The organism is Janthinobacterium sp. EB271-G4-7A (genome assembly GCF_020858075.1).
Lineage (GTDB): Bacteria > Pseudomonadota > Gammaproteobacteria > Burkholderiales > Burkholderiaceae_D > Janthinobacterium > Janthinobacterium lividum.
In genome coordinates this window covers 946,911-972,204 of sequence record NZ_JACYMI010000001.1, presented here as the reverse complement: position 1 = coordinate 972,204, position 25,294 = coordinate 946,911, and the positions used below count along the sequence as shown (strand labels likewise).

General features: G+C 64.6%; 24 protein-coding genes and 2 tRNA genes. 18 read left to right on the top strand and 8 right to left on the bottom strand.

The genetic code is table 11. The annotated features are described in order from the left end of the window. Positions 1 to 21 precede the first annotated feature (21 nt). Complete coding sequence (gene dut / locus IGS58_RS04490; RefSeq protein WP_034785229.1) at positions 22 to 471, top strand: dUTP diphosphatase; 450 nt, start codon at positions 22 to 24, stop codon at positions 469 to 471. 10 nt (positions 472 to 481) lie between these two features. Next, positions 482 to 1,585 (top strand): M48 family metallopeptidase, encoded by a 1,104-nt coding sequence (locus tag IGS58_RS04485; RefSeq protein ID WP_099388841.1) that lies wholly within the window; start codon positions 482 to 484, stop codon positions 1,583 to 1,585. A gap of 146 nt (positions 1,586 to 1,731) precedes the next feature. Here IGS58_RS04485 and IGS58_RS04480 read toward each other — a convergent pair whose 3' ends face one another. Then, complete coding sequence (locus tag IGS58_RS04480) at positions 1,732 to 1,872, bottom strand: hypothetical protein (RefSeq protein WP_162835767.1); 141 nt, start codon at positions 1,870 to 1,872, stop codon at positions 1,732 to 1,734. 98 nt (positions 1,873 to 1,970) lie between these two features. Between IGS58_RS04480 and IGS58_RS04475 the strand changes: the two genes are divergently transcribed. The 5 genes from IGS58_RS04475 to IGS58_RS04455 all read left to right on the top strand — a co-directional run bounded on the left by IGS58_RS04475 (position 1,971) and on the right by IGS58_RS04455 (position 5,724). After that, positions 1,971 to 2,978 carry an XdhC family protein gene (locus tag IGS58_RS04475; RefSeq protein ID WP_230520756.1) on the top strand — a complete coding sequence of 336 codons (1,008 nt, stop codon included), beginning with the start codon at positions 1,971 to 1,973 and terminating at the stop codon, positions 2,976 to 2,978. Between the two features lie 68 nt (positions 2,979 to 3,046). Then, positions 3,047 to 3,964, top strand: a complete 918-nt coding sequence (locus IGS58_RS04470; RefSeq protein WP_230520755.1) for a DNA-3-methyladenine glycosylase family protein — start codon at positions 3,047 to 3,049, stop codon at positions 3,962 to 3,964. 57 nt (positions 3,965 to 4,021) lie between these two features. After that, on the top strand, positions 4,022 to 4,393 hold the full coding sequence (locus IGS58_RS04465) for a COG4315 family predicted lipoprotein (RefSeq protein ID WP_058050557.1): 372 nt from the start codon (positions 4,022 to 4,024) through the stop codon (positions 4,391 to 4,393). Between the two features lie 21 nt (positions 4,394 to 4,414). Beyond that, positions 4,415 to 4,936: an RNA polymerase sigma factor gene (locus IGS58_RS04460; RefSeq protein ID WP_070253694.1), complete on the top strand. Its 522-nt coding sequence runs from the start codon at positions 4,415 to 4,417 to the stop codon at positions 4,934 to 4,936. After that, a complete protein-coding gene (locus tag IGS58_RS04455; RefSeq protein ID WP_230520754.1) occupies positions 4,933 to 5,724 on the top strand; it encodes an anti-sigma factor family protein in 792 nt (263 codons plus the stop codon). Before IGS58_RS04460 ends, IGS58_RS04455 begins: the two co-directional genes overlap by 4 nt. Positions 5,725 to 5,767: 43 nt before the next feature. Here the strand turns inward: IGS58_RS04455 and mug are convergent, their stop codons facing one another. Next, the gene (gene mug / locus IGS58_RS04450; RefSeq protein ID WP_070253692.1) at positions 5,768 to 6,289 is read right to left on the bottom strand and encodes a G/U mismatch-specific DNA glycosylase; all 522 of its coding nucleotides are present in this window, start codon (positions 6,287 to 6,289) and stop codon (positions 5,768 to 5,770) included. Between the two features lie 150 nt (positions 6,290 to 6,439). On the opposite strand from mug, the gene IGS58_RS04445 reads away from it, so the two are divergent. Continuing rightward, positions 6,440 to 6,916 (top strand): (2Fe-2S)-binding protein, encoded by a 477-nt coding sequence (locus IGS58_RS04445; protein WP_070253691.1) that lies wholly within the window; start codon positions 6,440 to 6,442, stop codon positions 6,914 to 6,916. After that, positions 6,913 to 9,219 carry a xanthine dehydrogenase family protein molybdopterin-binding subunit gene (locus IGS58_RS04440; RefSeq protein WP_151096761.1) on the top strand — a complete coding sequence of 769 codons (2,307 nt, stop codon included), beginning with the start codon at positions 6,913 to 6,915 and terminating at the stop codon, positions 9,217 to 9,219. The genes IGS58_RS04445 and IGS58_RS04440 overlap by 4 nt, the downstream gene beginning before the upstream one ends. On the opposite strand, the gene IGS58_RS04435 is transcribed toward IGS58_RS04440, so the two are convergent. Further along, positions 9,216 to 10,412, bottom strand: a complete 1,197-nt coding sequence (locus tag IGS58_RS04435) for an MFS transporter (protein WP_230520753.1) — start codon at positions 10,410 to 10,412, stop codon at positions 9,216 to 9,218. The two genes, IGS58_RS04440 and IGS58_RS04435, sit on opposite strands and share 4 nt — an antisense overlap. Positions 10,413 to 10,522: 110 nt before the next feature. On the opposite strand from IGS58_RS04435, the gene IGS58_RS04430 reads away from it, so the two are divergent. Continuing rightward, a complete protein-coding gene (locus IGS58_RS04430; protein ID WP_230520752.1) occupies positions 10,523 to 11,311 on the top strand; it encodes a helix-turn-helix transcriptional regulator in 789 nt (262 codons plus the stop codon). A gap of 59 nt (positions 11,312 to 11,370) precedes the next feature. Here IGS58_RS04430 and IGS58_RS04425 read toward each other — a convergent pair. Both IGS58_RS04425 and IGS58_RS04420 read right to left on the bottom strand, forming a co-directional pair. After that, positions 11,371 to 11,447 (bottom strand) — tRNA-Met (locus IGS58_RS04425). A gap of 141 nt (positions 11,448 to 11,588) precedes the next feature. Then, a tRNA-Met gene (locus IGS58_RS04420) sits at positions 11,589 to 11,665 on the bottom strand. Between the two features lie 185 nt (positions 11,666 to 11,850). Between IGS58_RS04420 and IGS58_RS04415 the strand changes: the two genes are divergently transcribed. Genes IGS58_RS04415 through IGS58_RS04405 form a run of 3 tightly spaced genes read left to right on the top strand, consistent with a single transcriptional unit; the run spans position 11,851 to position 13,971 of the window. Beyond that, a complete protein-coding gene (locus IGS58_RS04415) occupies positions 11,851 to 12,441 on the top strand; it encodes an NUDIX hydrolase (RefSeq protein WP_034785201.1) in 591 nt (196 codons plus the stop codon). Between the two features lie 30 nt (positions 12,442 to 12,471). Beyond that, a complete protein-coding gene (gene aat, locus IGS58_RS04410; RefSeq protein WP_070256654.1) occupies positions 12,472 to 13,188 on the top strand; it encodes a leucyl/phenylalanyl-tRNA--protein transferase in 717 nt (238 codons plus the stop codon). A 60-nt stretch (positions 13,189 to 13,248) separates the two neighbouring features. Then, positions 13,249 to 13,971 (top strand): arginyltransferase, encoded by a 723-nt coding sequence (locus tag IGS58_RS04405; RefSeq protein WP_034785198.1) that lies wholly within the window; start codon positions 13,249 to 13,251, stop codon positions 13,969 to 13,971. A gap of 103 nt (positions 13,972 to 14,074) precedes the next feature. Here the strand turns inward: IGS58_RS04405 and IGS58_RS04400 are convergent, their stop codons facing one another. Further along, positions 14,075 to 17,386, bottom strand: a complete 3,312-nt coding sequence (locus tag IGS58_RS04400) for a S41 family peptidase (protein WP_230520751.1) — start codon at positions 17,384 to 17,386, stop codon at positions 14,075 to 14,077. 203 nt (positions 17,387 to 17,589) lie between these two features. Here IGS58_RS04400 and IGS58_RS04395 point away from each other — a divergent pair, with 203 nt between their 5' ends. The 3 genes from IGS58_RS04395 (at position 17,590) to IGS58_RS04385 (ending at position 22,402) form a co-directional block, all read left to right on the top strand. Then, entirely contained in the window at positions 17,590 to 18,639 is a 1,050-nt protein-coding gene (locus tag IGS58_RS04395; RefSeq protein WP_230520750.1) for a quinone-dependent dihydroorotate dehydrogenase, read from the top strand. Then, entirely contained in the window at positions 18,639 to 19,685 is a 1,047-nt protein-coding gene (locus tag IGS58_RS04390) for an aldo/keto reductase (protein ID WP_230522193.1), read from the top strand. Before IGS58_RS04395 ends, IGS58_RS04390 begins: the two co-directional genes overlap by 1 nt. A gap of 296 nt (positions 19,686 to 19,981) precedes the next feature. Beyond that, entirely contained in the window at positions 19,982 to 22,402 is a 2,421-nt protein-coding gene (locus IGS58_RS04385) for a TonB-dependent receptor plug domain-containing protein (protein ID WP_230520749.1), read from the top strand. Positions 22,403 to 22,484: 82 nt separating this feature from the next. Here the strand turns inward: IGS58_RS04385 and IGS58_RS04380 are convergent, their stop codons facing one another. Then, the gene (locus tag IGS58_RS04380) at positions 22,485 to 23,036 is read right to left on the bottom strand and encodes a PEP-CTERM sorting domain-containing protein (RefSeq protein WP_230520748.1); all 552 of its coding nucleotides are present in this window, start codon (positions 23,034 to 23,036) and stop codon (positions 22,485 to 22,487) included. Positions 23,037 to 23,400: 364 nt separating this feature from the next. On the opposite strand from IGS58_RS04380, the gene IGS58_RS04375 reads away from it, so the two are divergent. Both IGS58_RS04375 and IGS58_RS04370 read left to right on the top strand, forming a co-directional pair. After that, positions 23,401 to 24,012 carry an immunity protein Imm33 domain-containing protein gene (locus IGS58_RS04375; protein ID WP_070256663.1) on the top strand — a complete coding sequence of 204 codons (612 nt, stop codon included), beginning with the start codon at positions 23,401 to 23,403 and terminating at the stop codon, positions 24,010 to 24,012. Then, entirely contained in the window at positions 24,009 to 24,362 is a 354-nt protein-coding gene (locus IGS58_RS04370) for an MmcQ/YjbR family DNA-binding protein (protein ID WP_230520747.1), read from the top strand. The genes IGS58_RS04375 and IGS58_RS04370 overlap by 4 nt, the downstream gene beginning before the upstream one ends. Here the strand turns inward: IGS58_RS04370 and IGS58_RS04365 are convergent. Then, positions 24,359 to 25,291, bottom strand: a complete 933-nt coding sequence (locus IGS58_RS04365) for a CysB family HTH-type transcriptional regulator (protein ID WP_070256667.1) — start codon at positions 25,289 to 25,291, stop codon at positions 24,359 to 24,361. The genes IGS58_RS04370 and IGS58_RS04365 overlap by 4 nt on opposite strands. Positions 25,292 to 25,294: the final 3 nt, after the last annotated feature.

The following is a 25,294-nucleotide window of genomic DNA, read 5'->3' as shown; positions in this document are numbered from 1 at the left end:
TTTTTAGACGACTTAGCTTCAATGAAAAATATCGACATCAAGATCCTCGACGCCCGCATGAAAGAACTGCTGCCAGCCTACGCCACGCCGGGCAGCGCCGGCCTGGATCTGCGCGCCTGCATCGATGAAGCCATCACCATCGAAGCCGGCCAGACCGTGCTCATTCCCACCGGCCTGGCCATCCACATCGGTGACCCGTCGTATGCGGCCATGATTTTGCCGCGCAGCGGCATGGGCCACAAAAACGGCATCGTATTGGGGAATCTGGTAGGCTTGATCGACTCCGATTATCAGGGCCAGCTGATGGTATCGACCTGGAACCGGGGCCAGAGCGCTTTCACGCTCAATCCCATGGAACGCCTGGCGCAACTGATTATCGTGCCGGTGCTGCAAGTGGGCTTTAACGTCGTCGAGGAATTCGGCGACAGCGAACGCGGTGTTGGCGGTTTCGGCAGCACCGGCAAACATTAAGGATTTTCTCATGCCAGGTTTCCGCCATCTGATCCCAGCCCCGACTTCGCTGCGCCATCTGGCCTCGCCACTGCTGGTGGCTTGCGTTGCCCTTCTCTCTGCCTGCACCACGCCAACGACGCATGTCAGCGGCCCGTTCAACGTCGTGCCGGCACCCGATGCGCCCGCCCCGACGGCGCAGCAAAAGGCGGCGCAGGAAGAACTGGTGAAGATGGTGGCGCTGCAGGACCGCCTGTCGAAAGTCTCGGCGCCCCTGCTGATCAACAATGCGGACCTGTGCAAGACGTATGCGCGCAACCTGCTGGGCTTCACGGCGCAGAATAAGTATTCCTACCCCGGCATCTATGCCGACGCGGCCCAGGCGGCCCTCGGCTACGGCGAACAGATGCAGGTCTCCGGCGTCTTGCCGGGCAGCGGCGCCGCGCGCGCCGGCTTGCGCAAGGGCGACGGCTTGCTGGCCGCCGAAGGCAAGCCGCTGCCGGCCGGGCCGAAAGCGGAAGGCCCGTTCGGCGCCATCGTCGGCCCGCTGGCCTCGAAAAGCGCGAGCCTGAACATGACCATCGCCCGCGATGGCCAGCAGCAGGACCTGAAAATTCCCGTCACGCGCGCCTGCGCCTTCCGCGTCGCCCTGGGCAATGCGGACAATGTCAACGCGTACTCGGACGGCGCGCGCATCATGCTCACGCGCGGCATGGTCAATGCGGCGCAAAACGACGAAGGCATCGCCTTTGTCATCGCCCGCGAAATGGCGCACAACATCCTCGACCACGCGCGCAGCCAGCGCACGGCAGGCACGGCCGGCAGCATTATCGACAGCCTGGGCGCCGTGCAGCCCGACGTGTCGATGCTGACGGGCGCCGCTGGCATCAAGGCCATGCCGCAGGAACTCGACGTGCAAGCCGACACCCTGGCCATCTACCTGCTGGCGCGCGCCGGCTACAACGTCGACAACGCGGCACGCTTCTGGCAGCGCCTGGCCACGCAAGTGCCGGCGACAGTCGCCAACGGCTACACGGCGCTGCATCCCGGCACCAACTCGCGCATGGCCGCCGTCAACCGCGCCGTCACCGACGTGCGCGCCAAGCAGGCGGCGAAGAAACCGCTCAAGCCTTAGAACGCCTACCATAACCTACTGCGCGTCGCGCTTTGCGGTTTGCGATGCTCACTGTGCTCAAGCACAGTTGCGCTTCTCGGCCACAAATCGCTGCCGCTCGCTACGGTTCTGTCAGACGTTCTTCATCCTGATCAAACAGGGTTTGCTCAGGCGCCCGGGAAGTTGGGGAAGTAGGTGCCCATGATCCAGGTCAGGGCACCGCAGAACACCACGGCTAAAAACAGGACGATGAGCAGCTTGCCGAACTTGGGAATACCCTCTTCTTGCGTCTTGACTTCATTTGACATGAAAATTCTCCGCAGGGTGATGGAACAGGTAGTATATCCACAATCTTGAATACTTTTCCATACTTTGCCGCGTACCTGCGGCTTTCCTCCTGCGCGCCATGGACAGCATCGACCTTGAAGTTCTGAAAACCAGCGCCGCCTGGCTCGACGCCGGCCACCGCTGCGAACTCGTTACCGTCATCAAGACCTGGGGCTCCAGCCCCCGCCCCGTGGGCGCCACCCTGGCCATCTGCGACGATGGCACGGTGGTCGGTTCCGTCTCCGGCGGCTGCATCGAAGATGACTTGATCGACACCGTGCGCGTGCACGGCATCGTGCGCACGCAGCCGGAAATCGTCAGCTACGGCATCAGCGCCGACGAGGCACACCGCTTCGGCCTGCCCTGCGGCGGCACCATCGAACTGGCCATCGAGCCGCTGCATGCGGGCAGCCGCGTGGCCGAACTGCTGGCGCGCCTGGAAGCCCATGAACTGGTCGAGCGCCGCCTCGACTTGCGCAGCGGCGCCGTTACCCTGCAGCGCGCCACGCCGGGCGCCGTGCTGGCCCTGGACGATGGCGTACTCACCACGCAGCATGGCCCGCGCTGGCGCCTGCTGATCATCGGCGCCAGCCAGCTGTCGCGCTTCGTGGCGCAAATCGCCACGGCCATGGATTACCACGTCATCGTCTGCGACCCGCGCGAGGAATACCGGGGCGGCTGGAACGTGCCCGGCGTGCCCCTGCTGCACGCCATGCCCGACGATCTCGTGCTGGAATTAAAGCTCGACAGCCGCAGCGCCGTCGTCGCCCTCACGCACGATCCCAAGCTCGATGACCTGGCCCTGATGGAAGCGCTCAAGTCCCCAGCGTTTTACGTGGGCGCCATCGGCTCGCGCGCCAACAACGCCAGGCGCCGCGAGCGGCTGCTGCAGTTCGACGTCAGCGCGGAACAGCTGGCGCGCCTGCATGGCCCCATCGGCCTGTACATCGGCAGCAAGACGCCGGCCGAAATCGCCATTTCCATCCTGGCCGAACTGACGGCCGTGAAAAATGGCGTGCCCGACGCCCTGCAGATCCAGCACGCGGCAGCCCTGAGTCCGCCCACCACCGACATCTGCGCGCGCTGAAGGCAAACAGCAAGAAACGCGGTGCGTCCGCATCGCCTCCCTGATACCGTCCCTGACTTTGGCCCACCATGACCCTGCTGCACTGGACCCTCCCTCTGCCCGCCGGCTACCGCCGCGACGATGTCATCGCCTTCCACAGCCGCGACGGGGAAGCCGTGGCCGAACAAGTCACGCCGACGGGCCTGCGCAAGGGCATTTTGCTGCGCGGCGTGCCCGTGGTGCTGGACGTGGCGTTCACGGACGCTGCCGCCGTCTGCCGCACCGAGATCGACAGCGATGACGCTGCCGGTCTTCAAACGCCGCTGCACGGCGCCCTGCTCAATATCCTCGGCCTGCGCATCGACCCGCAGCCGTTCGCGCAACTGGCCGCCGGCGACACGCTGCTGGCGCCTTTGGTCCGGCGCAATCCGGGCTTGCGCATCGTGCAGTCGGCCAGTCCCTTCGAGGCGCTGACCTGGGCCATCATCGGCCAGCAGATCAACCTGCCGTTCGCCATCGCCCTGCGCCGCACCTTCATCTTGCAGGCGGGACGCCAGCACGGCGACGGCTTGTGGTGCTATCCCGAGGCGCGCGACGTGGCCCGGCTGGAAATCGAGGATTTGACCAGCCGCAAATTCTCGCGCGCCAAGGCCGAAACCGTGCTGCGCCTGGCCCACCTCGTCAACGACGGAGCGTTGTCGCTGGAGCTGCCGCCCTCCGGCGACGTGGCGGCCATTTCGCAGGCGCTGCTGGCCGTGAAGGGCATCGGCCCGTGGACCGTCAATTACGCGCTGCTGCGCGGCTACGGCTATGCCGACTGCTCGCTGCACGGCGACGTGGCCATCCGCGCCGCCCTGCAAAAGCTGCTCGGCGAAGAGAGCAAGCCGGACATGGCGCGCACGGAGCAGTGGCTGCGCCAGTACGCGCCGCACCGCACCATGGCGGCCGCCCACCTGTGGGCCAGCCTGCATGCGCCGGAAATAAATATTTTGCCTGCGCGGGAATAAACGGCGGGCGGCACGCGTCTATCCCTTGCAAGCCCTCAAAACCTCAAGGAGACCATCATGCGCTTTACCACTTTTGCCGCCACCGCCCTTTTCACCGCCTTGTCCGCCCCGCTGGCCTTTGCCGCCGACGTCATGCCGGCCAACGGCATGCTGGTCAACGCCAGCGGCATGACCGTGTATGTGTTCGACAAGGATGTCGCCGACAGCGGCAAGAGCGCCTGCAGCGGCGGCTGCCTGGTGGCCTGGCCCGCCGTCATCGCCACCGAAGCGGCGCCCGCCGCCCCGTATGGCAGCATCAAGCGCGAAGACAACGGCGCCATGCAGCTGACCTACAAGGGCAAGCCCCTGTATTTGTACAAGGAAGACAAGAAACCGGGCGACGTGGCCGGCGACAACTTCAAGAACGTGTGGCACGTCGTCAAGCCCTAAGCCCCCCATCCCGCCGCCACGATGACCACGCAAGAGGACAGCCGCACACTGCAAGCCTGCCTGCCCGGCCTGCGCCGCTATGCGCGCGCGCTGGTGGGCGCCGTGCACGCGGACGACCTGGTGCAGGACACCGTGGAGCGGGCCTGGCGCAAGTTCGACCAGTGGCAACGGGGTGGCGAGATGCGGCCCTGGCTGTTTTCCATCATGCACAACCTGCACGTGGATCAATTGCGCCGCCCCGGCCTGGCGCTGCAGGAACTCGACGACGACGCCCTGCTGCCCGCCCCGGAGCACGCGCCGGGGCAAGCCATCGCCATCGGCGAAATGGATGCGGCGCTGGCCCGTTTGCCGCTGGGGCAGCGCGAAGTCATCCTGCTTGTCGCGCTTGAACAGATGCCGTATGAGCAGGTGGCGTCCACCCTGGGCATCCCCGTCGGCACGGTCATGTCGCGGCTGTCGCGCGGGCGCGAGCGGCTGCGCGAACTGCTCGATGGCCGCCCCGCCGGCAGCCATGGCGCCCCTACCCTGAAAGTCGTGAAATGACAACGCAAGCCATCAGCGAAGCGCAATTGCACGCCCTGGCCGACGGCGTCCTGCCCCAGGCGCAGCGCGCGGCTGTCGACGCCCACCTGCACGCACACCCCGAGGATGCCGCCAGGGTGGACGCCTGGCGCGAACAGAACCGGCAATTGCGTGCCCTGTTCGACCCCGTGCTGGACGAAGCCGTGCCGCCGGACCTGCTGCAAGCGGCATCGCCACCGTCGGCGAACGGCGCCTGGCAGCGCCACGCCATGCAGGCGGCAGCGGCCATCGTGCTGGTGATCGCAGGCGGCATGGGCGGCTGGATGCTGCGCGGCGATGGCGGTGACATGCGGACCACCAGCGCCAGCCCGATGTCCCTGGCGCGCAGCGCCGCCATCGCCCATGCCGTCTACACGCCCGAAGTGCGCCACCCCGTGGAAGTGGGTGTCGAACAGGAGGCGCACCTGGTGCAATGGCTGTCGAAACGCCTGGGCAGCAAATTGCAGCCGCCCGCGCTGTCACCGCTCGGCTATCACCTGATCGGCGGCCGCCTGCTGCCCGGCGATGGCGACGGCCCCGTGGCGCAATTCATGTACGAGGATGGCAGCGGCAAGCGCCTGACCCTGTATGTGGCGAAAGAACGGGCCGGCAGGCAGGAAACAGCCTTCCGCTACACGCAGGAAAAGGAGCTGAGCGTGTTTTACTGGATCGACGGCCAGCTTGGTTACGCCCTCTCGGCGAGCCTGCCCAAACGGGAGCTGGGCAAGATCGCCAACGCCGTGTATGCGCAGCTGGAGCAAGCCCGCTAAGCCCCGCCATCCATGCGCAAGTGCGCTGAACGCCAGCCCGGTATCAGTCCAGCGCACGCCGCAGTTCCGCATACGCGTCGACCAGCCGCTCCTTCGAATAGCCGCGATTGAGCCCACTGGGATTGGGTAATATCCACACGCGCGCGCCGCCGAAGCGCTCCGGCTGTTCGCCCCACGCCAGCTGGCGTTTCCCCGTCATCGCCGCGTAGGCAGCTTTGCCCAGGAAGGCGATCCACTGCGGCTGCAGCAATGCCAGTTTATGCTGCAGGCCCGCCGCCGCTTGCGCAAACTCGTCCGCCCCCACCTGGTCCGCGCGGCTGGTCGGGCGCCCGACGGCCGCCGTCAAACCCAGCCCGAAACCGAGCACGCTGGCATCGTCTTGCGGCGCCACCAGATGCGGCGTGAAGCCGGCCAGGTGCAGCACCGGCCAGAAGCGGTTGCCGCGGCCGAGAAAATGGTGGCCGGCCGCCGCCGCGTCCACGCCCGGATTGAGGCCGCAAAAAACCACTTGCAAGCCGGGAGCGAGGATGTCGGGCAAGCCCGGCGCCGTTGTGAGGTATGTCATAAAAACTCCGCTATCAGAAGCCGCAGTATGCCACCGGCCCCATGTCCTGCAGCGCAGGACGGGCGGTGCTACCATCCCGTACTGATGCGCTCATCCGTATGGTGGATGGCCGTCGCGCTTTCCCGCACCATCCCACACCGAGGAATACACATGACGACCCTGACCATCAATGGCAAGCAGCACGAGCTTGCGCTGCCTGAAGACACGCCCCTGCTGTGGGCCCTGCGCGACGAACTGGGCATGACCGGCACCAAATTCGGCTGCGGCATGGCCCTGTGCGGCGCCTGCACCGTGCACCTCGATGGCGAAGCCATCCGCTCCTGCGTGACGCCGATGTCGGCCGCCGCCGGCAAGAATATCACCACCATCGAAGCCGTGGGCGAAGACAAGGTCGGCCTGGCGCTGCAGCAGGCCTGGCAGGAACACGGCGTGCCCCAATGCGGCTACTGTCAGGCCGGGCAGATCATGTCGGCCACGGCCCTGCTGCACAAGACCCCAAGGCCGAACGACCAGCAAATCCGCGAAGCGATGAGCGGCAATATCTGCCGCTGCGGCACCTATACTCGCATCCACGCGGCCATCAAGCAGGCCGCGACCAGCATCCACGCGAAAGGAGCGGCCAAATGAGCATGCATGACACTCCTGCCGCACATTCGCCTGCGCGGCGCAACTGGCTCAAGGCCGCCGGCGCGCTGGCCGGTTTGACCCTGGTGGCCGGCCCTTCCGGCCTCGTGATGGCGGCCGATGCCGTCAAATACGGCGGCGAGAAGATGGCGGGCGGCGTGGTCGACGACAGCCTGGTCTTCCTGTCGGTCGGTGCCGACGGCATCGTCACCATCGTGGCGCACCGCTCCGAAATGGGCCAGGGCATCCGCACCAGCCTGCCCATGGTGGCGGCCGACGAACTGGGCGCCGACTGGGCGCAGGTGCGCGTGCAGCAGGCGCCCGCCGACGAAGCGCGCTACGGCAGCCAGGATACGGATGGCTCGCGCAGCATGCGCCACTCGTTCCGCGCCATGCGCCACGTGGGCGCCACGGCGCGCCTGATGCTGGAAACGGCGGCCGCCGTGCGCTGGGACGTACCCGTGACGGAAGTCAAAGCCGTCAACCACGCGGTCGTGCATGCGGCCAGCGGACGCTCGCTGTCCTTTGGCGCCCTGGCCGAAGAAGCGGCCAAATTGCCGGTGCCGCCACGCGCGCGCATCAGCCTGAAAACGGCGGGCGAGCTGCGCTACATCGGCCAAACCAGCACGCGCGGCATCGACTTGCACGACATCGTCACGGGCAATACCCACTTCGGCATCGACACGCGCCTCGACGGCATGGCGTACGCCGTCATCGCCCGCCCTCCCGTCTTTGGCGGCAAGCTGAAAAGCGTGGACAAGACGGCGGCCCTGAAAGTGCCGGGCGTGCTGCGCATCGTCGAACTGGCGGGCAGTCCGCCGCCAGCCATGTTCAATCCGCTGGGCGGCGTGGCCGTCATCGCCAGCAACACCTGGGCCGCCATCAAGGGCCGCGAAGCGCTGGTGCTGGAATGGGAAGATGGCCCGAACGGCAGCTACGATTCGAAGACCTTCCGCAAGACCCTGGAAGCGGCCGTGCGGCAGCCGGCCAGCCCGGCGCGCGACCAGGGCAAGACGGTGGCCACGCTGGCCGCCGCTCCCGCCGCGCGGAAATTCAGTGCCGAATACTATCTGCCCCACCTGGCCCACGCCACCATGGAGCCGCCCGCCGCCACCGTGCGCATCGCCAACGGCAAGGCCGAAGTGTGGGCCTGCGTGCAGGCGCCGCAAGCGACGCGCAGCAATGTGGCCAAGGCCCTGGGCCTGGCGTATGACGACGTGACCGTCCACGTGACCCTGCTCGGCGGCGGCTTCGGGCGCAAATCGAAACCCGATTTCGCCGTCGAGGCGGCGCTGCTGTCGAAAGCCATGGATGGCGCGCCCGTCAAGCTGACGTGGACGCGCGATGACGACCTGCAGCACGACTACCTGCACACGGTATCCGTCGAACGGCTGGAAGCGTCGCTGGACGCGAAAGGCATGCCGACGGCCTGGCTGCACCGCACGGCCGCACCCACCATCACGTCGACCTTTGCCGCCGGCGCGAACAGGCAGGCGCCGTTCGAGCTGGGCATGTCGGCCATCAACGTGCCGTTCGCCATTGCAAACATCCGCGTCGAAGTGCCCGAAGTGCCGGCCCACACGCGCATCGGCTGGTTCCGTTCCGTGTCGAATATCCCGCACGCGTTTGCCATCCAGTCGTTCACGGCCGAACTGGCGCATGCGGCGAAGAAGGATCATCGCGACTACCTGCTCGCGCTGCTGGGCCCCGCGCGCAAGATCAACCCGGCCGACCTGTCGGACGGCTGGAACTATGGCGAAGATCCGGCGAAGTATCCGGTCGACATCGGCCGCATGCGCCACGTGATCGAGCTGGCGACGGCCAAGGCGGGCTGGGGCCGCAAGCTGCCCAAGGGACGGGGGCTGGGCCTGGCCGTCTCCTACAGCTTTGTCACCTATGTGGCGGCCGTGATCGAAGTGGAGATCAATGCGGCCGGCGAAGTCATCGTGCCGAGGGTCGACATCGCCATGGATTGCGGGCCGCAAATCAACCCGGACCGCGTGCGCTCGCAGATCGAGGGCGCCTGCATCATGGGCCTGTCGCTGGCCATGAGCGGCGAAATCAGTTTCAAGAATGGCCGGGTCGAGCAAAGCAATTTCCACGACTACGCCGTGCTGCGCGCCGCCGACGCGCCGCGCGTGATCCACACGCACCTGGTGCCGGGCACCCTGGACATGGAGTTGGGCGGCGTGGGCGAACCGGCCACGCCGCCCATCGCGCCAGCCCTGTGCAACGCCATCTTCGCGGCCACGGGCAAGCGCATCCGCGCCCTGCCCGTGGGCATGCAGCTGGCGAAAAAGGCTTAAGTCCGCCGCGCGGCAGGCAACTGCAGTAGCAACGCTGCGGCGGCGACCAGGGCGGCACCGGCCGCCAGCAGCCACATGGGCCAGTCGAGCAGGAGCAGCACCCCGCCGGTGGCCGCGCCAATGGCGCTGCCCAGGTACAGCGCCGATTCGTTGAGGGCGATGGCCAGGTTGCCATCGCCCTGCCGCGCGCGCACGGCCAGCAGTTGCTGGTTTTGCGGCACTTGCAGGGCCCAGCCAGCCGCACCCCACAGCACGATCGGCGCGAGCATCAGCCAGGCCGACCAGCCGGCCGCCAGCGGCAGCGCGCACAGGGCCAGCGCCAACAGCAGCAAGATGAAGCAGGTCAGTTTCGGCGCCGCCACCTTGTCCGCCCACGGTCCGACCAGCACGCTGCCCGCGATCCCCCCCACGCCCCAGGCCCACAGGAAGGGAGTGGCGGACAGCGCCGCCCCCTGCGCCGACCACGCCAGCAACGGCGCGATAAACGTGTACATGCCCAGGCTGGCGATGGCCGCCAGCAGCGATACCAGCAGGATGGACAGCACCTGCCCATCGGCCAGCAAGACCAGCTTGCGGCGCAGAGTCGTGGCCGGCACCGCCGGCAGCGCGGGCAGCTTCCACAGCAAGCCCGCCAGCGCCAGCCCGCCAAGGACGGCGACCAGCCACAGGGCCGCGGTCCAGTCCAGCTGCTGCGCCAGCAGCAAACTCAAGGGCACGCCCAGCACCGTGCCGCCCGCCATGCCGCCCATGATCACGCCGATGGCCTTGCCCCGCTGCTGCGGCGCCGACACGCCGGCCGCCGCCGCGATGCCCAGCGCCAGGTAGACACCAGCACCGACGCCGGCAATGGCGCGCCATGCCAGCAAACCGCTGAAACCAGGCGCCAGCGCGCTGGCCCCGTTCGCCAGCACGAACACGGCCAGGGCGATCAGGAGGCCCGAGCGCTGCGCGCGCGCCGGCAGCAAGGCCACCACCAGCGGCGAGCCGAGGCCATAGGCCAGCGTAAACGCCGTCACCAGTTGCGCGGCCATCGCCAGGGAGATGGAAAAGGCACTGGCAATCATCGGCATCAGGCCCGCAGTCACATACGACGCCATGCCCAGCGCGAACGCGCCCATGGCGATCAGGTAGACGGTGGCAGGCAGCGCGGCGATGGCAGGCGCGAGGCTACTGGAGGAGGAAGAGTCGGACATGGGCAAGCTTTCGGAAAGAAAGCAGGCATTCTGGAATACAATATAAACAATTACAATTTAACTGTTTATGCTATTACTGATAGCAACAGGCTTACCGGAAAGGCATCACCATGCGCACCTTGGCCCGCACCCGCCACGAACTGGCCACCTACCTGCAGGCGCGGCGCGCACGCCTGTCGCCGGAAGACGTGGGCTTGCCCGGCGGTGGAAGGCGGCGTACACCAGGCTTGCGCCGCGAAGAAGTGGCGGCGCTGGCCGGCGTGGGGCTGACCTGGTACACCTGGCTGGAGCAGGGGCGCGACATCGGCGTCTCGAGCGCCTTTCTCGACAAGCTGGCCGAAGTGCTGAAACTGGACGCGGGCGAGCGCCGCCACCTGTTCCTGCTGGCGCATGCGCGTCCGCCGGCCGAAGAGGGCAAGACGTTTTGCGTGGTGCCGCCGCTGGTGCGCCGCCTGATGCACGAGCTGGCGCATCCGGCATATGTGCTCAATTTGCGCTGGGACGTGCTGGCGTTCAACGGGGGCGCCGACACCCTGTTTGGCTTCGGCGCGCATGCTGCCTCGCGGCGCAATCTGCTGTGGCTCTTGTTTACCGACCCGCTGCTGCGATCCCGCTTCGCGGCGTGGGAAGAGCAGGCGCCGCTGATGCTGTCGAGCTTTCGCCGCGACTATGCGCGCGCCACGCAGGAAGCGGATATCCACGCGCTGGTGGAGGAACTGGAAAAAGTCTCGCCCGAATTCAAGTTATGGTGGCGCCGCCACGACGTGCATGCGCCATGTGCCGGCGTACGCCGCCTGACAATCGACGGCGGGGAGGTCGCATATGAACATACCTCGCTCACCATCGATGCGGACCGCCATCTGCGGCTGGTGGTGTATGCACGCCAGGCGCAGGAGTGAACTGCAGCGCACAACGAAAAAACCGCTGATTCTCTTGCGAGAAATCAGCGGCTTCGAATTGGTTGCGGGGACAGGATTTGAACCTGTGACCTTCGGGTTATGAGCCCGACGAGCTGCCAGACTGCTCCACCCCGCAGACGAATTATATACCAGATTGTTGCGCGGCGTAAAGGCGTGAATTGACAATGTCATTCCTGCCCCGTCTGCCGGATATTGTCGTTGTCCAGCAATGGAAAAAGCCGCTGATCTTTTGCAAGAATCAGCGGCTTTCCGGTATTGGTTGCGGGGACAGGATTTGAACCTGTGACCTTCGGGTTATGAGCCCGACGAGCTGCCAGACTGCTCCACCCCGCACAAGAATTATAAGGGCAAACGGGTGGCTTAGGCAATAGCTATCTCAACTTAGGCTGCAATAGAGCTATTTAATTAAAAACCCCGGCCAATTGCCAATTGGCATTGTGTCCTCCCGACACGCCACGCCGCGTGCAATCGGTGTACAGTAAGCGTTACACTAGACTTCCATTTTCCCAAGCCCGCCCATGAAATTCTGCTCCGAATGCGCCCATCCTGTCAGCCTCTCCATTCCGGAAGGCGACAACCGTCCGCGCTATGTCTGCGCCAACTGCGACGCCATCCATTACCAGAACCCGAAAATGGTGGTCGGCTCCATCCCCGTGTGGGAAGAGGATGGCCAGCTGCAGGTCTTGCTGTGCAAGCGCGCCATCGAGCCGCGCCTGGGCTACTGGACCCTGCCTGCCGGCTTCATGGAAAACGATGAAACGACATCCGACGCGGCCGAACGCGAAACGGTGGAGGAAGCGGGCGCGAATATCGAACTGGGCCCTCTGTTTTCACTGCTGAACGTGCAGCGCGTGCACCAGGTGCACCTGTTTTACCTGGCGCGCCTGCGCGACCTCGATTTCGCGCCGGGCATCGAAAGCCTGGACGTGCAGATGTTTACGGAAGCGCAGATACCCTGGGATGACCTGGCCTTCCCCACCATCCGCGCCACCCTGGAACTGTTCTTTGCCGACCGCGTGAAAATCCGCGAAGGCGGCAGCTATGGTTTCCATACGGGCGACATCACGCGCCCGATGGCGCGCACGGATGCAGAGCAAGCCCCCGAGTAAGCCTCCACCAACTGCCACCTTTGACGCCGCATGATTCCCTGGCTCGATACCCACACCCCGTTTCCCGACGTTTCGCGCGCCCTCACCGACGAGGCGCCCGGCCTGCTGGCGGCCGGTGCCGACCTGTCGCCCGCGCGCCTGCTCGACGCCTACCGGCGCGGCATCTTCCCCTGGTTTTCCGAAGGCCAGCCTATTTTGTGGTGGAGCACCGATCCGCGCATGGTGCTGATGACGGGGGACTTCAAGGTCTCCGACAGCCTGGCCAAGGCGATCCGCAAGGTCGAACGCAGCGCCGCCACGGACGGTCGCTGGCAGCTGCGCTTCGACGGCGATTTCGACGCCGTCATGCGCGCCTGCGCAGCGCCGCGCAAGGATGGCCCGGGCACCTGGATTTCCGACGAAATCATCGCCGGCTACACGGGCTTGCACAAGCTGGGCTACGCGCACTCGTCGGAACTGTGGCTTGATGGAGAACTGGTCGGCGGCGCGTATGGCGTGTCGATCGGGCGCATGTTCTATGGCGAATCGATGTTCGCGCGCGTGACGGATGGATCGAAGATCGCGCTGGCGCACCTCGTGCGCTTTCTGCATGCGCGCGGCGTGGCCATGATTGACTGCCAGCAAGAAACGAAGCACCTGGCCTCGCTGGGCGCGGCGCCCATTTCGCGCGCGCGCTTCCTCGCCCATGTGCGCGTCGCCATTGAAGCAGCGCAAATCACGGATTGGCAAGCTGCACCACCGGCATAAAAAAGCTATGATATCTCCACGCAGACTTCCATTGCCGCGGACAGACCAGACAGGATCAGCATGACGCACCTGAACGAACTACCGTTTGCCACCCTGCAGTTCTACACGACGGCGCCCTACCCGTGCAGCTACCTGGACGACCGCCAGGCCCGCTCGCAGGTGGCCACGCCTTCGCACCTGATCAACAGCGACGTGTATTCGGAACTGGTGCGCAACGGCTTTCGCCGCAGCGGCATTTTCACCTACCGCCCGTATTGCGACGGCTGCCAGGCCTGCATTCCCGTGCGCGTCGTGACGGGCGAGTTCACCCCGAACCGCAACCAGCGCCGCGCCTGGAGCCGGCACGCCGACCTGCAGGCGGGCGTGGCCACCCTCTCCTTCCTCGACGAGCACTACGAACTGTACCTGCGCTACCAGAGCACGCGCCACGCGGGCGGCGGCATGGACCAGGACAGCCGCGACCAGTATGCGCAATTCCTGCTGCAAAGCCGGGTCAACACGCGCCTGGTGGAGTTCCGCGATGCCGAAGGCATCCTGCGCATGGTCAGCATCATCGACGTGCTGGCCGATGGCCTGTCGTCCGTCTACACTTTTTTCGATCCCGACGTGCCGGGCGCCTCGTACGGCACCTACAACGTGCTGTGGCAAATCGCCCAGGCGCGCGAGCTGGGCCTGCCCTACATCTACCTGGGCTACTGGATCGCGCAAAGCCCGAAGATGGCCTATAAAATCAACTTCAAGCCGCTGGAAGCACGCATCAAGGGGCAGTGGGTGATCCTGTAAAACCTGGGATTATTTAGTAGGTCGGATTAGCGCGCAAGCGCGTAATCCGACACTGCGATGCCAACAATGGTGTCGGATTACGGCGCTTCGCGCCTGATCCGACCTACTTGCTCTTGTCCGGAAACGCCGGACGCTTGGGCTGCGCGGGCGGGTTCTTCGCCAGTTCGGCCTTGATCACCTCGATCGCCTTTTCCAGCTGCGGATCACGTCCGGCGATGACGTCGGCCGGCGTTTGCTCGACTTCGATATCGGGCGGCACGCCTTCGTTTTCCACGCCCCAGCCATTTTCGCGCGTCCAGAACGCCAGGTTCGGCGCCGTGATGAAGCCGCCATCCATCAGCACGGGGAAGCCCAGCACGCCCACCAGGCCGCCCCAGGTGGCCTTGCCGATCAGCGGGCCCATGTTATTTTTGCGGAACATCCACGGCAGCAGGTCGCCGCCCGAACCGGCCGTCTCGTCGACCAGCATGGCGCGCGGCCCCTGGATCGAAGCGGATGGCGTCTTCATGTCGGCGCCATAGCGCATGGTCCACCAGGCGATTTCCTTCTTCTGCAGGATCTCGATGTAGTAATCGGCCACGCTGCCGCCGCCATTGAAACGCTCGTCGACGATGATGGCCTGCTTGTCCGCCTGCGGGAAGAAATAGCGCTTGAAGTAGGTGTGGCCCAGGCCCGCCGTATTCGGCACATACACATACGCCACCTTGCCGCCGGTGGCCGCATTGACCTTGCGCATATTGCCTTCGATCCAGTCGCGGTTGCGCAAGGCATCCTCGGTCGGCACGGGCACCACGGTGATGGTGCGCGCGCCCTTGCCGTCGGCCGATGGCCCCACGGTCAGGTCGATGGCCTTGCCGGCCGTGTTCTCGAAGGCGCTGTAGATATTCGTCGGCGGCAGCAAAGGACGGCTGTCGACGGCCAGCAGGTATTCGCCCGCCTTGACGTTCAGGCCCGGCTCCGTCAGCGGCGCGCGCAGGGCCGGATTCCAGTTCAAGCCGCCATATACCTTCTTGAAGCGGTAATGGCCATCGCGCACTTCATAGTCGGCGCCCAGCAAGCCCCCCGGCACCTTCTTCGCCTCGATAAAATCATCGCCGCCGCCACCGCGGTGGTGGCCCACGGCCAGCTCGCTGCACATCCACTGGATCAACCGGTTCAGGTCCGCACGGCTGGCCAGCTCGGGCAGGAAGACGGCGTACTTGTCGCGCATGGCTTTCCAGTCCACGCCATGCATGCCCGGGTCATAGAAATAATCGCGGTTGATGCGCCACACCTCGTTGAAAATCTGCGTCCACTCGGCGCGCGGATCGGCCTTCACTTCGATGGCATCGACCTTGATCTTGCCTTCGCCCGGCGCCAGCAGCTTGCCCGTGGCGCTACCCATGGCCCAATTCTCCTTCTGGCGGTACAGCAGCTTCTTGCCATCGGCCGACACTTCGAATTCATCGGCTTCCGCCACCACGGTTTCCGCCTTGCGCTCCTTCAGGTCAAAACGCTGCACGGCCTTCTTGCCGTCGCTTTCGCGCAGCAAAAAGATCTGCCCTGCGGCGCCCGCCGTCAGGCTGGAGAACTGCGCGGCCGGCAGCGGCAAGTCGACGATGCGCGTGGCGATGCCGTCGAAATCGATGCTGATCGGCGCCACGGGCGGCACCAATACTTTCGGGTCGTCGCGGCCCGTCTTCGGATCGACCTTCGGTTCGTTCTTCGCTTCCGGCTCCGCCTTCGCCGTGTCTTTTTTACTCTCCGCGCTGGCGGCCTTTTCCTCGTCGCTTTCCTTGATCAGGGGCGATGGCAAGTCGCGCCGCAGCACGGCCATCCACACGGTGCGCGTCACCAGGTTGTCTTCATTCTGCTGCGAGAACCAGTTGTTGCTGGGACCAGCGTTCGTCGAAGCGAAGAAATACAGGTATTTGCCGCTCTTGTCGAACACGGGCTGGGCCACGTCGGACAAGCCGTCGGTCACGGGCATCGACTTGTTCTGCTCGACGGAATAGATGTAGGCGCTGCGCGTATAGGTGGGCGAATTGAGCGTGTAGGCCAGCCAGCGCGAATCGGGCGCCCACGAGGCGCGCATGCTCTTGTCGACGCCATACATCGGTTCCGTGGCGACCTTCTGCACCTTGCCCGTGCCGACATCGATCACATACATGCTCCAGCCATTGTCGGCAAACGCGATCTTCCTGCTGTCGGGCGACCAGACGGCGCTGTCATAGAAGCCGCTGCCATTCAGCTTGAACTTGCGCACGGCACCCTTGCCATCCTGCGCCCGCACATGCAGTTCATACTCGCCCGACTCGTCCGAGAAATACGCGACCGAGCGGCCATCGGGCGACCAGATCGGCGTGCGCTCGTGGGCGCCGGCCGTCTGCGTCAGGTTGCGCACATCGCCCTTGTCGGCGGGGATGGTGACGATCTCGCCCCGGTACTCGAATGCGATGCGCGCGCCCGACGGCGAAATCGACGCGTCGCGGATATATTTCGCGTTCTTGACCCAGCGCGGGCGCGTCTGCCCCAAGTCGCTGGCCACGGCGATGCTCAGCTTGTGCGCCTGGCCGCTGGCGATATCGAACGAGTGCAAATAGCCGGCCTGCTCGTAGACGATGGTGCCGTTCGCGGCCGACGCGTTCAGCACGGGGAAATCCGCATGCTGCGTCAGCTGGCGCACGGCTTTCGTCTTCACGTCATACGCAAACAGGTTGAATTCGCCGTTGCGGTCCGAGCGGAAGTACACGGTGTCGCCCAGCCACATGGGGTCGACGTCGTTCGAGCGCGTGGTGGGCTGGGGGATTTTCTCGATCGATTTGTCGGCGGAAGAGAATAGCCACAGCCAGGAATTGGTGCCGCCCCGGTAGCGCTTCCACTGCTTGAAGGCCGGCGCCAGCGGGTTGTAGGCGATGCGCTTGCCATCGGGCGAATAGGCGGCGCGCGAGGCGTTGGGGATTTCCAGCTGGGTTTCCACGCCGCCCGCCACGGGCACCGTAAACAGCTTCTGGAAGCGGTTGTTGAAGGCGGCGCGGGGCGAGGTGAACATCACTGCCTGGCCATCGGGCGTGAACGACTGCGCCAGGTCCGCGCCCGGGTGGAAGGTCAGGCGGCGCGGCACGCCGCCGGCCGCCGCGATCACATACACGTCGACATTGCCGTCGATGTTGGCGCTATACGCGATCTGGCTGCCGTCGGGCGAAAACACGGGATGGGATTTGTCGCCTAGGTCGGAAGTGAGGCGCCGTGCGCCGCCGCCATCGAGGTTCGACAGCCACAGGTCGCCCGCATAGATGAAGGCGATGTGGCGGCTGGAGACGGCCGGTTCGCTCAGCATGCGGGTGTCTTGCGTATTGGGCAGGGCCAGGGCCGGGTGGCTCAGCAGCAGTGCGCTGGCGGCCGCGATGGCCGTCAAGATGCGTGTCTTTTTCAATCGATGTCTCGCTTATGAAGTAAACAGAACAGAGAAGAAACAGGAAAGTCCAAGGCCGGATGCGGATTATCAATGGGTCAATATTGCATTTGGCCAACAAGAACTATACACCCGACCGCTGCGTGGAACACGGTAAAATACGGCACTTATTTCGCGTGCCGCCAGCCCTTCCCGGCGACACGCACACCTACTCAAAGCGCCCCATGTCTGAAAAATTCCTGTACTCCCTCGCTCGCCCGCTGCTGTTTTCGATGGATGCCGAAGCGGCCCACCATCTCACCCTGCCCGCCCTGAAACGCGCTAGCGCGCTGGGCCTGACGAAGCTGGCCGGCAAACCGGCAACGGACCCGCGCACGGTGATGGGCATCACCTTCCCCAATCCCGTGGGCCTGGCCGCCGGCCTGGACAAGGATGGCGCCTACATCGACGCGCTGGCCGACCTGGGCTTTGGTTCCATCGAAGTGGGTACCGTCACGCCGCGCGCGCAGGCGGGCAATCCGAAACCGCGCATGTTCCGCCTGCCGCAAGCGCAGGGCATCATCAACCGCATGGGCTTTAACAATGGCGGCGTGGACGCCTTTGTCGCCAACGTGCAGGCGTCGAAGTTCTACCAGGACCGCGCCGGCGTGCTGGGCCTGAACATCGGCAAGAATGCCGACACGCCCATCGAGCGGGCGGCCGACGACTATCTGCTGTGCCTGGAAAAAGTCTACCCGTATGCCAGCTATGTGACGGTGAACATCTCGTCGCCAAACACCAAGAACCTGCGCCAGCTGCAGGGCGCGTCGGAACTCGACGCCCTGCTGTCGCAGCTCAAAGATGCCCAGGCGCGCCTGGCGGACAAGCACAAACGCTACGTGCCGCTGGCCCTGAAAATCGCGCCGGACATGGATGGCGAACAGGTGAAAAGCATTGCCGAGTCGCTCACGCGCCACCGTATCGATGGCGTCATCGCCACCAACACGACCCTGTCGCGCAGCGCCGTGGAAGGCATGCCGCACGGCGCCGAAGCGGGCGGCCTGTCGGGCGCGCCCGTGTTCGAACTGTCGAACAATGTCATCCGCCTGCTGAAGGCCGAACTGGGCGATGCGCTGCCCATCATCGGCGTGGGCGGCATCATGCAGGGCAGCGACGCCGTGGCCAAGTTCGAGGCGGGCGCGCAGCTGGTGCAGCTGTACAGCGGCCTGATTTACGCCGGTCCCGCGCTGATCAAGGATTGCGCGCGCGCGCTGCGCGGCAAACAGGCGACATGATCGCCAGGGTCAAGCTCGGCGCCAGCAACCTGGAAGTGAGCCGGATCTGCCTGGGCACGATGACCTTCGGCGAGCAGAATAGCGAAGCCGAAGCGCACAGCCAGCTCGATTACGCGCTCGAGCGGGGCATCAACTTCGTCGACACGGCCGAGATGTATCCGGTGATGGCCAGCGCGCAGACGCAGGGCAGCACGGAGCGCTACATCGGCAGCTGGCTGAAGAAAAGCGGCAAGCGCAGCCAGATCGTCCTGGCCAGCAAGGTGGCCGGGCCGAATTCGCGCATGCACTGGATACGCAAGGGCAAGACGGACCACGACGCGGTCAACATCCGCGCCGCCGTCGAGGACAGCCTGCGCCGGCTGCAGACGGAGCACATTGACCTGTATCAATTGCACTGGCCCAGCCGCAACCTGCCCATCTTCGGCGCCAGCGTGTACAACCCGCGCAAGGAGCACGCCTCGGTCGCCATCGAAGACACCCTGGCCGTGCTGGGCAAGCTGGTCGACGAGGGCAAGATCGGCCATATCGGCGTGTCGAACGAATCGTCGTGGGGCGTGTGCGAATACATCAAGCAGGCCGAGCTGAAAGGCTTGCCGCGCATCGCCTCCATCCAGAACCTGTACAACCTGACGGCGCGCCATTTCGAGACGAGCTTGCTCGATGAAACCTGCCACCGGGAAAATATCAGCTTGCTGGCCTACAGTCCGCTGGCGTTCGGCCAGCTGACGGCGAAATATATCGATGATCCGCAGGCCAAGGGCCGTTTGACGCGCTTCCCGGCGGGCTGGAGTCCCCGCTACGTGCGCCCCGCTACCATCGCGGCAGCCAGCCAGTATGCGGCGCTGGCCCGCGCGCACGGCTTGACGCCGGCGCAGCTGGCGCTGGCCTGGTGCTACTCGCGCTGGTTCGTGGCCTCGACCATCATCGGTGCCACCAGCGTGGCGCAGCTGCAGCAAAATATCGACGCCCATCAAGTTACCCTGTCGCCGGAACTGGTGGCGGCCGTCGACGCCATCCACGCCAGCCTGCCCAATCCGGGACAGTAGGCGCGCTCCGTCTGGCGGCGCATGCCGCCGCCAGGCTCCCCACGCTCATCGCAGATAGTCGTATTTATACAACAGCTGGCAATTTACTGCTGTGCAGCATTGCGGCCTTGCCGTGCCCGGTCGTATGCTGGAAACGAGGCCATATGCGCTACCCGCGCCATTTGGACGTGTATCAGACATTTATTGCATATCGATAGACAGAACGATTCGTAAGCACGCCACAGGCCCACTGTTACTCTGATGTCATCACCGGACCGCCATGGTTCGCGCATCCACCAACCGAAGAGATATTGTCGATGAGTTCAAGCACCGCCCGCTCCCAGCTTCCCGCCCTGCCCGTGAAAACCGTTATCGCCGCCAGCCTGATCGCCTGCTTCAGCCTGCCAATGCAGGCGCAAGCGCAGCAAGAGCTGCCGGCCGAAGGTGAACTGCAATCGGTGGTGGTCACCGGCACCTTCGCCAAGAACCGCCGCACCATCGATTCCGAATCGCCTATCGACATCCTCACCTCGCGCGACCTGCAAAGCACGGGTTCGGGCGAGCTGGCCACCGTGCTGGCGCGCCTGCTGCCATCGCTGAACTTTGCCCGCGCCACGGGCGCCGACGCCAGCGACGCCGTGCGTCCGGCCCAGCTGCGCGGGCTGTCGCCCGACCAGACCCTGGTACTGGTGAACGGCAAGCGCCGCTACACCTCGGCCGTCGTCAACGTCAACGGTTCCCTGGGCCGCGGCTCGGCGCCCGTCGACCTGAACGCCATCCCGCTGGCCGCCATCGACCACGTGGAAGTGCTGCGCGATGGCGCGGCGGCCCAGTACGGTTCCGATGCGATCGCCGGCGTAATCAACATCATCCTGAAAAAAGGCGCGGCCGGCGGCGACGTCGAAGTGGGCTATGGCCAGACGCAGGAACGCGACGGCAAGCAAAAATCCATCAAGGGTTCGGCCGGCTTCGCCCTGGGTGACGACGGCTGGGTGCGCGTCTCGGCGGAAGTGGCGGAACGCGACCCGACCAACCGTGCCGGCGCCGACTTCCGCAATCCGCTGGAACCGCGCTACGGCAAGGTCAACCAGCGCTATGGCGATCCGGAAAGCAAGCCGGCAACGATTTTCCTCAACAGCGAATACCGCATCAACGACAATATCGACTGGTATGCCTTCGGCAATTATGGCAAGCGCGACACGTCGGCCGCCGCCACCTGGCGCACGGCCCTGATCCAGGACCCCGTCACCAAGGTCTACTCGCAGCGCACGCCGATCTATCCGGAAGGCTTCTTGCCGCTGCAAAACAGCACCCTGACGGACCAGTCCCTCGTCACGGGCTTGCGCGGTGAAGCGGCCGGCTGGCGCTGGGATGCCAGCATCAATTACGGCAGCAACAAGTTCGAACTGGACCTGGACAACACGGTCAACCAGTCGCTGGGCGCGAACAGCCCCACGCATTTCTATGCCGGCTCGCTGAAGAATGAACAGACCGTATTCAACCTGGACGCGGCGCGCGAGTTTCCCGTCTCTTACTTTACGGGTCCGCTGACTGTAGCCGTCGGCGCGGAAGCGCGGCATGAGAAATACAGCATCGGCGCCGGCGACGCAGCGTCGTACACAGGCGGCGGCTCGCAAGGCTTTGCCGGCTTCCGCCCTGTCAACGCAGGCAGCCACTCGCGCCACAACGAATCGATCTATGTGAATCTGGAAGCGGAAGCGACGAAGAAACTGTCGGGCGGCGTGGCCCTGCGCCATGAGCGCTACAGCGATTTCGGCAGCACCACCTCGGCCAAGGGCTCGGCCCGCTACTCCTTCACGGACGCGCTGTCCCTGCGCGGCACCGTATCGAGCGGCTTCCGCGCGCCATCGCTGGCGCAGCAGTACTACACCATCACCACCACCAACTTCCAGGTCATCAACGGCAACAATACGGCCATCGAGACGGGCACCTTTGCCGTCAACACGCCGCAGGCGCGCGCCTTGGGCGCACAGGACCTGAAACCGGAAAAAGCCCGCAACTACAGCCTGGGCCTGCAGTTCCAGCCTAACCGCAACTTCACCACGACGGTAGACGCCTACCGCATCGACATCGACAACCGCATCCTGTTCTCGGCCAACCTGGCGCTGAACGACAAGCTCAAGGCCCAGCTGGCGACGCAAGGCTCGAGCGTGGGCGCGGCGCGCTACTTCACCAACGCCGTCGACACGCGCACGGAAGGCGTAGACATCGTCAGCACCTACCGCATCGACCTGCAGGACAAGGACCGCCTCGATCTCACCGTGGCCTACAACCATAACAAGAGCACGGTACAGAAAATCGCCGACAATCCAGCCATCCTGACGGCCAACAACCTGAAACTGATCGACCGCCAGAGCATCGACCGCATCACGGTGGCCTCGCCGAAGGACAAGTTCAGCCTGGCCGCCGACTACGGCTTCGGCATCTGGAATGCGCATGGCGTCGTGACGCGCTACGGCAGCTTCACCGTGCCGCAGAACGATGTCAAGCTGGACCAGACGTATGACCCGCAATGGGTGCTGGACGTGTCCGGTTCCGTGAAACTGGGCAAGAACTGGCGCCTGGTGGCCGGCATCGACAACGTCACCAACCGCTACCCGGCGCAAGTGACGAGCGCGGGCAACCTGAACGTCAACGGCACCCAGCCGTACAGCATCTTCGCGCCGAACGGTTTCAACGGCCGCTACTACTACGCCAAGGCTGGCTATAGCTGGTAAATAGTGCTCTGCCATGCAAAAAGCCCGGAACGCATCGCGTTTCCGGGCTTTTTCATGTCTTGCGCCCGCAGGCGCATCAGGCTCAGGCGCGGCGGCGGCGCGCGACAAAACCGACCAGGCCCAGACCCAGCATCAGCATGCCGTAGGTCGCTGGCTCAGGCACGGCAGAGACGGAGTTGTACGCGCGGAAATTGCTCAGGCCACGCGGCAGGTTGGCAATGCTGAAGACCGTATTCGCGGCAAGCGGCGTGTCCCAGTGGAACAACAGTTCGCCACGGCCATAATGCACGGCCAGGTAGTCAAAGCTGGAGTTGACGGTAAACGAACCGGACTTGCTGCTGGCCAGGTCGCCCTGGGAGGCAAAGACCAACGAGCCTGCGCCGCTTGAGGGCAGGCCAAACTTGCTGCTGACCAAGCTCTTGATGGCGGCCGCGCTTTGCGCACCGGCCGGGTTGGCGCCGTCATAGACCCAGACCGCGTCCGCTGCCACGCTGCCATAGGTGACGGTATTGCCGCCCACCAGGAAGCCGCTCATGGCAGGGTCGGTGATTTCCACCCAGCTAGCAGCCTGTGCCAATGGCGCCAGGCAAGCCGAGACAGCAAGGCAGAGACCCAGCACGGTATGTTTAGTCATGTTCATAGTTTCCCCTATCGATGAATTTCAAAAACTACAATGTTGATTATATTTTTGTTATATTTTTTTGCGATTGGACAAAAGATATCATCCAGGAAATCTAAATGCAATAAAAGAAACATCTTCGGCCATTGAAAATTTCAATTGGTCTTATCAATTTATTGGCGAGGCCTGCTATCACGGGGCTTGCCGCCATCGTTGCCATGAGCGCTCGCCGTCCCGGGGAACAGGATTGTTGTATCTCAGCACATGTAAAGCGGCAGGGTCGCCCTGTACCAATGGCAAGCCGGAAGGTATGCGTGGTCATCCTGACAGGCAATCGGCTACCATGGGTCTTACTCTTTTTGATCACGGATAAGCAACCATGCCCAGCTGGCACCTGGCCGACGCCGCCGAACTGGCGGCGCGCCATCCCTACACTTTTTATAAATCGCCACCCGAGGCCATCGCCCAGGTGCGCCCCGGCGAGGTGGTCAAGCTGATCTTCGCCTTCCACAGCGACGATCCGCAAGCGCCGGGCGCCGAGCGCATGTGGGTGCTGGTGGATACGGTCGAACCGCATGGCCACTTCACCGGCAAGCTCGACAACATGCCCGGCTACATCCAGGATTTACAGGCCAAAGACCCCGTCGCCTTCGATGCGCGCCACATCATCAATACCCAGCACGACGATGACGATAACCTCGTCAACCGCTACGCGGGCCTGTGCTTCGTGACGAAAAAAGTGCTGGAAGACGGCGCGCCCGTCGGTTATCTGTACCGCGAGGAGCCGGACAACGACGACGACAGCGGCTGGCGCTTCACGGCCAACGACGAGAGCGACGACTACATGCACGACAGCGCCAACGTGGCCCTCGTGTCGCTGGGCGCCGTGCTCAGCGTGGACGACCGTTTTATTGCCCTGCTGGATGCTCCGGCCGGCGCGGCCTATGCCTTCGACCACAACACGCAACAATTCATGGCGGTTGATGAATGACAATAGATGAATTGAAGGAATTTTGCGCGGCCCTGCCCGGCGCGCAAGCCATGCTGTACGGTGCGCCGTCAAATATCCTCGTGTATGCAGTGGCGGGGAAAAAATTTGCGTATTTCAAGACCAGCATGCCGGAACAGTGGCGCTTCAGCCTGCGGGTCAGCGCCGGGCGCTTTATCGAACTGACGGACATGCCGGGCGTGAAACCGGCCCGTTACATGGGCCGTTTTCACTGGGTGACGATCGTGGATGTGGCGCGCTTCCCGGCCGATTATCTGGCGGAACTGGTACAGGATAGCTACGCGCGCGCCGTGGCCAGCCTGACGCGCGCGCAAAGGGCAGCCATCGCCTAGAGGGCGTCCTCGCCCGCCATGGCACGGTCGATGTCTTCGCGCGTCAGGTCCGGCGCCAGTTGCAGGATGAACTCATAGGCGTACGCGCGCAGGTAGGCGCCGCGGCGCACGGCCAGGCGCGTCGTGTTGGTGGCGAACAGATGCGACGCTTCCACGGCCCGCAAGCCCTTGTCGCGGCCATGGTCAAAGGCCATCGAGGCGACGATGCCCACGCCCAGGCCCAGCGCCACGTATTGCTTGATGACGTCGGAATCCATGGCAGTGAGAATAATATCGGTCGCCACGCCCGCCTTGGCGAAGGCGTCGTCGATATGGCCGCGTCCCGTGAAACCCTTGTCGTAGGTAATCAACGGATATTTCGCCAGGTCTTCCAGGCGGATGGGCGAATGCTCGAGCAGCGGGTGGCCGTCCGGCACGACGATCAAATGGCTCCAGCGGTAGCACGGGAACGACACGAGGTCGGGGAACTGGCTCAAGCCTTCCGTGGCGATGCCGATATCGGTCTTGCCGGACAGCACCCATTCCGCGATGTGCTCGGGCGCGCTTTGCTGCAGCGCGATACGCACGTCGGGGAAAGCGGCGCGGAAGCTTTGCACCACTTTCGGCAGCGCATAGCGCGCCTGCGTGTGCGTGGCCGCCACGGACAAGGTTCCGCTGGTCTGGCCGCTGTATTCGAGGCTGGCCTGCTGCAGGTTTTCCGCCTCGATCAAGAGGCGGTCGACGATCTTCAGGATACCCTTGCCCGGCTCCGTCAAGCCCGTCAAACGCTTGCCGTTGCGCTCGAAAATCACCACGCCCAGCTCATCCTCGAGTTCGCGGATTTGCCGGCTCACGCCCGGCTGCGACGTGAACAGGGCGTTGGCCACTTCCGTCAGGTTATAGCCGCGGCGGGCCGCTTCGCGGATCGATCGCAATTGTTGAAAGTTCATGGC